Source organism: Thermoanaerobaculia bacterium (assembly GCA_035260525.1).
Taxonomy (GTDB): Bacteria; Acidobacteriota; Thermoanaerobaculia; order UBA5066; family DATFVB01; genus DATFVB01.
This window is the reverse complement of sequence record DATFVB010000137.1, coordinates 1-7,121: the sequence shown is the minus strand read 5'-3', so window position 1 is coordinate 7,121 and position 7,121 is coordinate 1. Positions and strand designations below refer to the sequence as shown.

At 71.9% G+C, this 7,121-nt stretch carries 5 protein-coding genes; all 5 read left to right on the top strand.

Annotation, left to right across the window (positions count from 1 at the left end):
- Positions 1-358: 358 nt before the first annotated feature.
- From VKH46_06485 to VKH46_06465, 5 genes are read left to right on the top strand one after another with little or no spacing between them, the layout of a single operon-like run.
- On the top strand, positions 359-2,272 hold the full coding sequence (locus tag VKH46_06485; protein HKB70475.1) for a SpoIIE family protein phosphatase: 1,914 nt from the start codon (positions 359-361) through the stop codon (positions 2,270-2,272).
- Between the two features lie 40 nt (positions 2,273-2,312).
- Positions 2,313-4,445, top strand: coding sequence for a TonB-dependent receptor (locus tag VKH46_06480; protein HKB70474.1), 2,133 nt, complete (start codon positions 2,313-2,315; stop codon positions 4,443-4,445).
- Positions 4,442-5,458, top strand: coding sequence for an ABC transporter substrate-binding protein (locus VKH46_06475; GenBank protein HKB70473.1), 1,017 nt, complete (start codon positions 4,442-4,444; stop codon positions 5,456-5,458). Before VKH46_06480 ends, VKH46_06475 begins: the two co-directional genes overlap by 4 nt.
- A 4-nt stretch (positions 5,459-5,462) precedes the next feature.
- Entirely contained in the window at positions 5,463-6,239 is a 777-nt protein-coding gene (locus VKH46_06470) for an ABC transporter ATP-binding protein (GenBank protein HKB70472.1), read from the top strand.
- A complete protein-coding gene (locus VKH46_06465; protein HKB70471.1) occupies positions 6,236-7,009 on the top strand; it encodes an ABC transporter permease in 774 nt (257 codons plus the stop codon). Before VKH46_06470 ends, VKH46_06465 begins: the two co-directional genes overlap by 4 nt.
- Positions 7,010-7,121: the final 112 nt, after the last annotated feature.

Sequence of the window (7,121 nt, the reverse complement as noted above, 5' to 3'; positions counted from 1 at the left end):
CAAGCCGCATTCGCCCAGGCTTCGGCGGATCGCACCAGAATCCCATGGAGTTCCCGTCATCGAAGAAGGGCTGCCGCGCTGCGACTCGCACCGCGGGAGCGGAAGCGCGGCGAGGGGGTGTCCGTCAGCGCGGTCGAGTCGCTCGTTCGGCTTGCAGTGCGGAACGCTCACCCACGTGAGCGCGGAGCACGCAATCCTGAGCGAAGCGGCCTGCCGCGCCGACTTGTCGCGCCGAAGCTTTAGCGAAGGCGGAAGCCTCGGCGAAGGCGTACCGAAAGCTGTACGTCGAGCCGCCCGCCAATCGCACGTGCCCGCCCGGCTCGATGCATCGCCGCGCCAGCGGATAGACTTCGCCTCGATGTCCCTCCGCAAGTCCACGCGGGTCTGGCTCATCCTGACGGCGGTCGCCGTGGCGATGGTCGCCGCGGGCGACCGGATCGGACAGGATTCCCCGTTCACCCCGCTCGGCATTCTCCTCCTCTGCGTCGCGGGCGTCGTCCTGCTCGTCCGCGTCGCCCGGCTGCTCGCCCGCAAGCTCTTCTACCGCCTCTCCTGGCGGCTCGCGTTCTCGTATTTCCTGATCGGCGTCCTTCCGATCCCGATGGTCGCCCTCCTCATCACGATCGCTGCGGACATGACCGTCGGCCAGTTCGAAGTGTTCCGGGTGGACGGGGGGATCCGGGAGCTCGGGTCGCGGATGCTCGCGGGACAGATCCCCGGGGTCCGGAAGGCGGAGATCCGCGACGGCGTCGTCGCGACGTCCGATATCGCCGCGCTGCCCGCGGGCGAGCGCGCGCCGTCATGGGTTCGACTGCTCGGAGAGCCTCGCTTCGTCGGCGCCTCCCGGGCCGAGTTCCTCGCCGTCGCGGTTCTGTCCGAGTCGGGCGCCGCGGTGTCGGCGGTTCCCGTGGACGATCTCTTCTACGCGCGGCTCGCGGAGCTCTCGGGCGTCGCGCTCCTGCCGCTCTCGCGAAACGCCAGCGCGCGGTCCCGCGGGGGCGCCATTCATATCGAGGTCGACCCGGCCGACCGGAGCCGCCGTGTCGGCCTCCAGACGGCGCGGGCGGACGAGTTCATCTATCCCCCGCAGGCGATTCCGCAGGATCACTCCTCCCATCCGCTGAAGGTCGTCTCGTGGGTCTACACCTCCCGTCCGATCCTCGGCTCGGCCGGAGAAGGGGCGGAGGCGCGCACCCTGGCCGCGTTCACCCGGCTGTCGTGGAGCCGCGCCTTCGGCGAGCTCTTCGAACAGGGGGCGATCGAGCAGAAGAACTCGCGATGGCCGATCATCGCGCTGATGGCGCTCGGCGGCCTCCTCCTCGCCGTCTACCTCGTGGCGCTCCTGACCGCGTACCTCCTGATCCGCACGATCACGAAGACCGTCAACCGGCTCACGAAAGCGACCGGCCACATCGCCGCCGGGGACTTCTCGGTGCGGATCGCGACGAAGGCACACGACCAGGTGGGGGACCTCGCCCGCTCCTTCGACCTCATGGCCGGCTCGCTCGAATCGACGCTCCAGGACCGCGCCGCGCGCGAGCTCCTCGACCGCGAGATCGACCAGGCTCGGCTGATCGCGCAGAAGCTCCTGCCGGCGCCGGGCGCGGCCGTCCCCGGACTCGACGCCGACACCTATTTCGAGCCCGTCGCGCGGATGGGAGGTGACTACTACGACTTCCTGGCGACGCGCGACGGGAAGACGGCAGTCGCGATCGGCGACGTCTCGGGGCACGGCCTCCCCACCGCTCTCCTCGTCGCGACGGCGAAGGCGGCGCTCGCGACGCTGCTGGAATCCGGCGAGAGCGGCGCCGCGCTCTTTTCGAAGATGAACGCGCTCCTCTTCCGGTCCACCGACACCCGCAACTACATGACGCTCGCGCTCGCGGTCCTGGTGGGCCCGGGAGAGATCTCGCTCACCAACGCCGGGCACCCGCCGCCGTACCGGATCTCCGGAAGCCGCGTCGAGCCGCTCGAGCTCCCCGCGTTTCCGCTGGGTATCTTCGCCGCGCGCGAGTTCCCGACGCGCACCTTCGCGTTCGCGCCCGGCGACCGCCTCGTCTTCTACACGGACGGCATCATCGAATGCCGCGACGCGGCCGACGACGCGTTCGGGTTCGAGCGGTTCGAAAAGATCCTCGCCTCGCACGCGGCCGACCCGCTCCCGGCGCTGCGGCAGGCGATCCTGGACGGCGTGCGGGAACACTGCTCCTCCGCGGTCGCCGACGACGACCGCACCCTGGTTCTCTGCGAGCGTTCGGCGTCGCCGGACTGACCCGGCGCGCCGGAGTTTCCGGTAAGATCCCTCGCGCTCGATGCTCGACGAACATTCGCTCGACGGCCCACGGCGCGGCGCCGCTCGCCGGCGGCTCGCCGCCCTCCTCGCGCTCGCGCTCGGCGCCCGGGCCGTTTTTTCGACCGCGGCGCTCGCCGCGGCGAGCGACCCGTCGAACGTCCCGCCCGACGCGGACGAGCCCCCGGCCGCGTCCGTCACCGAGATCGTCGTCGTTTCGGCGACGCGCGTCGAGAGGTCGGTCGCGGACGTGCCGCTCTCGGTGACGGTCGTCGGACCGGAGCAGATCGAGCGTCTCCCCGCTCGGACGACCGACGACCTCATCCGGACGATTCCCGGCGTCAACATGCCGCCGGGCACCAGCACCTACTACTTTCCGACGACGCAGACGTTCTCGATGCGGGGGACGGGCGCCCGCCGGGCGCTCGTCCTCGAGGACGGCGTCCCCGCGACGGATCCGTTCAGCGGCGCGATCGAGTGGAACAAGATCCCGCTCGTCCGGCTCGAACGGGTCGAGGTCGTGCGCGGCGGCGGCGCGAGCGTCTTCGGCAGCCAGGCGCTCGGCGGCCTCGTCAATTTCGTGACCCGCCGCGCCGAGAGCGACGGCTTCGAGGCGGATGCCGGGTTGGGCTCGTACGACTCGCGTCACGCGGACTTCGACGCCTCCCGGATGTTGACGAGCGAGCTCGGCATCGGCGCCGACGGCGCGTGGTTCCAGACCGACGGCTTCCAGCACGAGTCAGCGCGCGACCGCGGGGCCGTGGACATCCCGATGGCCGCGCGCCACGCGAACGGCCGCCTGCATGCCGACTGGCGCGACGGCGACGCGAGCGCCGGCGTCTCCGCCTCGGCGTCGAACGAATACCTTTCGCTCGGCACTCCCCTGTCGAACCAGAACCGTCAGATCGAGGATCTCGCCGCCCGCGCGGATTTCCCGGCGCTCGCCGGGAAGCTCGCCGCCTCGGCATATTTCCAGCACGAGCACGTCGCCTACGACAACTCCGCGTTCTTCGCCGGACAGGGCCGCAACGCCGAGTTCCGCGCGAATCACCACGAGGAGCCGATCCAGTCGCTCGGCGGGTCGCTTCTCTGGTCGAGGGAGGGAACGGGGCTGCTCCCCTTCCTCGCGGCCGGGGTCGATCTCCAGTCCATCCGGGGAGACGACCGCGCCGACAATTTCACGCCGGCCGGCGCCGTGACGCAGCGCCTGGTCGCGGGAGGCCAGCAGGCGTTCACGGGGCTCTTCGTCGAGGCGAGCTACGTCCCGGGCCCGTCGGTCGAGTTCCTCGCGAGCGCCCGCTGGGACTTCTGGCGCAACTTCGACGGCCACCAGACCGCGCGGCCCGGCGATTCGGCGCGGATCGCGTCCCGGACCGACGACCGGTTCGACCCGCGCCTTTCCGCGAGGGTCGCGGTGGCGCCGGGGCTCGCGCTGCGCGCGGCGGCGTACCGGTCGTTCCGGGCGCCGACGCTTCGCGAGCTGTACTACCAGACCCTCGCGAAAACGCAGCAGACCCTGTCGAATCCCGATCTCGGCCCCGAAGAATCGTGGGGCGGCGAGATCGGAGCGGACTTCACCCGCGGCGCCTGGAGCGCCGCCGCGACCGCCTTCGCGTCCCGCATCGAAAAGATCATCGGCCAGGTCGAGGTCGCGACCGGGCCCCCGCGCGTCCTCGAGTCGTTCAACGTCGGAGACGCCCGGGCCGAGGGGATCGAGGCGTCGCTCGACTGGAAGCCCTCCGCCCTCTGGGCGCTCCAGGCGACGTACGCCTACACCGAGTCGAAGGTGGTCGGAAGCGCGCTCGACCGGGCTCTCGTCGGAAAGTGGATCGCCGGCGTGCCGCGCAACGCGGCCGGGTTCTCGGCGTTGTGGCACGACGCGGCCGGCCGCAGCGCGACGCTCCGCGCCCGCTCCTACTCCCGGCAGTACGTGGACGCGTCCAACCGGCTGGCGCTCGATCCCGCCGCGATCTTCGACGTGGAGGCCTCTCATCCGTTGTGGGGCGGCGCGTCGCTCTCGGTCTCCTGCAACAACCTGTTCGACCGCCGGTACATCGCCGACCTCTCCTCCGGGCGCCGCATCGGGGACCCCCGCGTCTTCCTCTTCGCCCTCCGCTGGAGCGTCGGATCCCGCTCGCCCCGGCCGCCCGCATGACCTCCGGCACGCGCGGGACGCGGACCGGCGCCGGGGTCCTGGCCATCGCGCTCCTGCTCTTGCCGGCGTGCCGCCGCGCGGCTCCGTCCCGGCTCGCGGAGATCCGCATGGCGAGCGTGCCCTATCTGTCGTTCGCCCCCCTGTTCATCGCCGAGGAGGAGGGCGATTTCCGGCGCGAGGGGATCGCGATCCGCTGGACCGCGCTCGAAAGCAACACCGAGGCGACCGCAGCGCTCGCCGCCGGACACCTCGACGCCTCCGGCGGCGTGCTCTCGATCGGCGACCTCCGGGCGATCGAGAGCGGCGCCGGTTTCCGCGTCGTCGCCGACAAAGGACACGAAGAGGCGGCAGGCTGCGGGTTCACCGGGCTCCTCGTCCGTCCCGGCTTCCCCGCGCGCGGCGGGCTCCCGCGGGCCTCCGATCTCGCCGGGGCGCGGGTCCGCGTGATCCCCCTGACCGAGATGGATTTCCTGCTCGACCGCTTCCTCGCGCGCGAAGGCGTGCCTCCCTCCGCGATCCGGAAGGTCTCCGTCCCCGCCGCGGTCGTCGGACGGGCGTTCGCCAACGGAGCGGTGGACATGGCGCTGATCGGCGATCCCGAGCGAACGCGGCTGCTCTCCTCGGGAGACGCGCGCCTGTGGATGCCGGCGACCGATTTCCTTCCCGGCTTCCAGCTGGCGTACATCGTGTTCGGCCGGCGCCTCCTCGGCCCGGCCCGGCCTCTGGGGGTGCGCTTCCTGAAGGCGTACCTGCGCGGGATCGCCCGGTACCGGGCGGGGAAGACGCCGCGCAACGTCGAGATCCTCTCGCGGCGGACCGGCCTCGCTCCGGCGCTCGTCCGCGATTCCTGCTGGGTGCCGGTTCGCGCGGACGGCGAGATCGTCCCGACGACGCTCGACGCCTTCCAGGAGTGGGCCGTCGCGCGCGGCGCGATGAAGCAGCCGATCCCCCTCTCCCGAATCTGGGATCCGGGACCGCTCCGGCAGGCGCGTCTCGCGGCGCGGGGAGATTGACGCCGTGCCGGTGCGCCTCCGCAACCTCTCGCACGTCTTCCCGGGCGACGGCGAGCCCGTCGCGGCCATCGACGATCTCTCGTTCGAGATCGCGAACGGCGAGTTCGCGTGCGTGGTCGGTCCGAGCGGCTGCGGAAAAACGACGCTCCTCCGGATCGTCGCCGGGCTTCAGCTCCCCTCCGGCGGCGCCGCCGAGGTCGACACGACGGCCGGCCCCGGTCGCCCTCCGACGGCGATGGTCTTCCAGGATCACGGCCTCTTCCCATGGATGACCGTCGCCGACAACGTAGCCTTCGGCCTCGAGCGCCGGGACGTTCCCCGGGACGAGAAGCGCCGGATCGCCGCCGCTTTCCTCTCGCGGATCGGCCTGAAGCGTTTCCTCGACCGGTTTCCTCACGAGCTGTCCGCCGGGATGCAGCAGCGCGTGGGCATCGCGCGCGCGTTCGTCTCGGACGCTCCGGTGCTCCTGATGGACGAGCCGTTCGGCGCTCTCGACGCCCAGACCCGCCTCCTGCTCCAGGAGGAGCTGCTCGCCCTCTGGACGGCGTCGCGAAAGACCGTCCTCTTCGTCACCCACGACATCGAGGAGGCGATGCGCCTGGGGGACCGCATCCTGGTGCTCTCGGGACGCCCCGCGCGGCTCCGCACGTCGATGACGATTCTCCTGCCGCGGCCGCGCGGCGAGGAGTCGCTCGCGAGCCCCGAGGCGCTCGAGATCCGGCGTGCCGTCTGGGAGCTCCTTCGGGACGAGGCCAGGCGCGAGCTGGAGGCGGCCCGATGACGCGTTCGCGCTTCGCCGGCCTTCCCGCCCTCCTTACGGCCGTCGTCGTCGCCGGTGTGGCGTGGCAGATCGCCGCGCGGCATTTCTCCCGAGGCGCGGCGATCTTCTTCCCCCCGCCGAGCGCGATCCTCGCCGCGCTCGGACGCCGCGTCGCCGACGGCACGCTCCCCGCGGCCGCCGGAATCACCGCCGCCCGCGTCCTCGCCGGCGTCGCGCTCGCGTCGCCGCTGGCGATCGGCCTCGGGGCCCTCGCCGGATGGTCGGTCTCCGCCCGCCGGACCCTTGACCCGGCGCTCGCGGCCGGACACGCGATTCCGAAGATCGCCGCGCTCCCCCTGTTCCTCGTCGCGCTCGGGATCGGCGAGACCGCGCGGGTGGCGCTCGTCGCGGTGTCGGCGTTCTTTCCCCTGGCGATCAACACGATGGCCGGAGTGGCGGAGATCAGCCCCGTCCATTTCGAGGTCGCGCGGCACTACGGAGCGTCGCGCGCGCGGACGTTTCGACGCGTCGTCCTCCCCGGCGCGCTGCCGCTCATCCTCGTGGGCCTCCGGCTCGCGCTCACGATCGGGCTCGTGATCACGATCGCGCTCGAGCTCGTCGCCGCCAACGACGGACTGGGCTCCTGGATCTGGCGCGCCTGGCAGACTTTCTCGATCGACGATCTCTGGGCCGGGCTGGTCGCGGCTTCGCTCTTCGGCATCGCGATCCAGGCGCTCCTGGCCGCCGCGAGCCGTCGCCTCGTTCGATGGAGGCCGGGGAGGACCGTGTGAGCGGGACGCCCACGTTCGTCGAAGCGTTCGAGCGAGTCGTCGCCGGCCGCCCGGAGGCGCCGGCGTTCCTCGGCCGGCGCGAGGTCCTTTCCTTTTCCGAGCTGGACCGCCG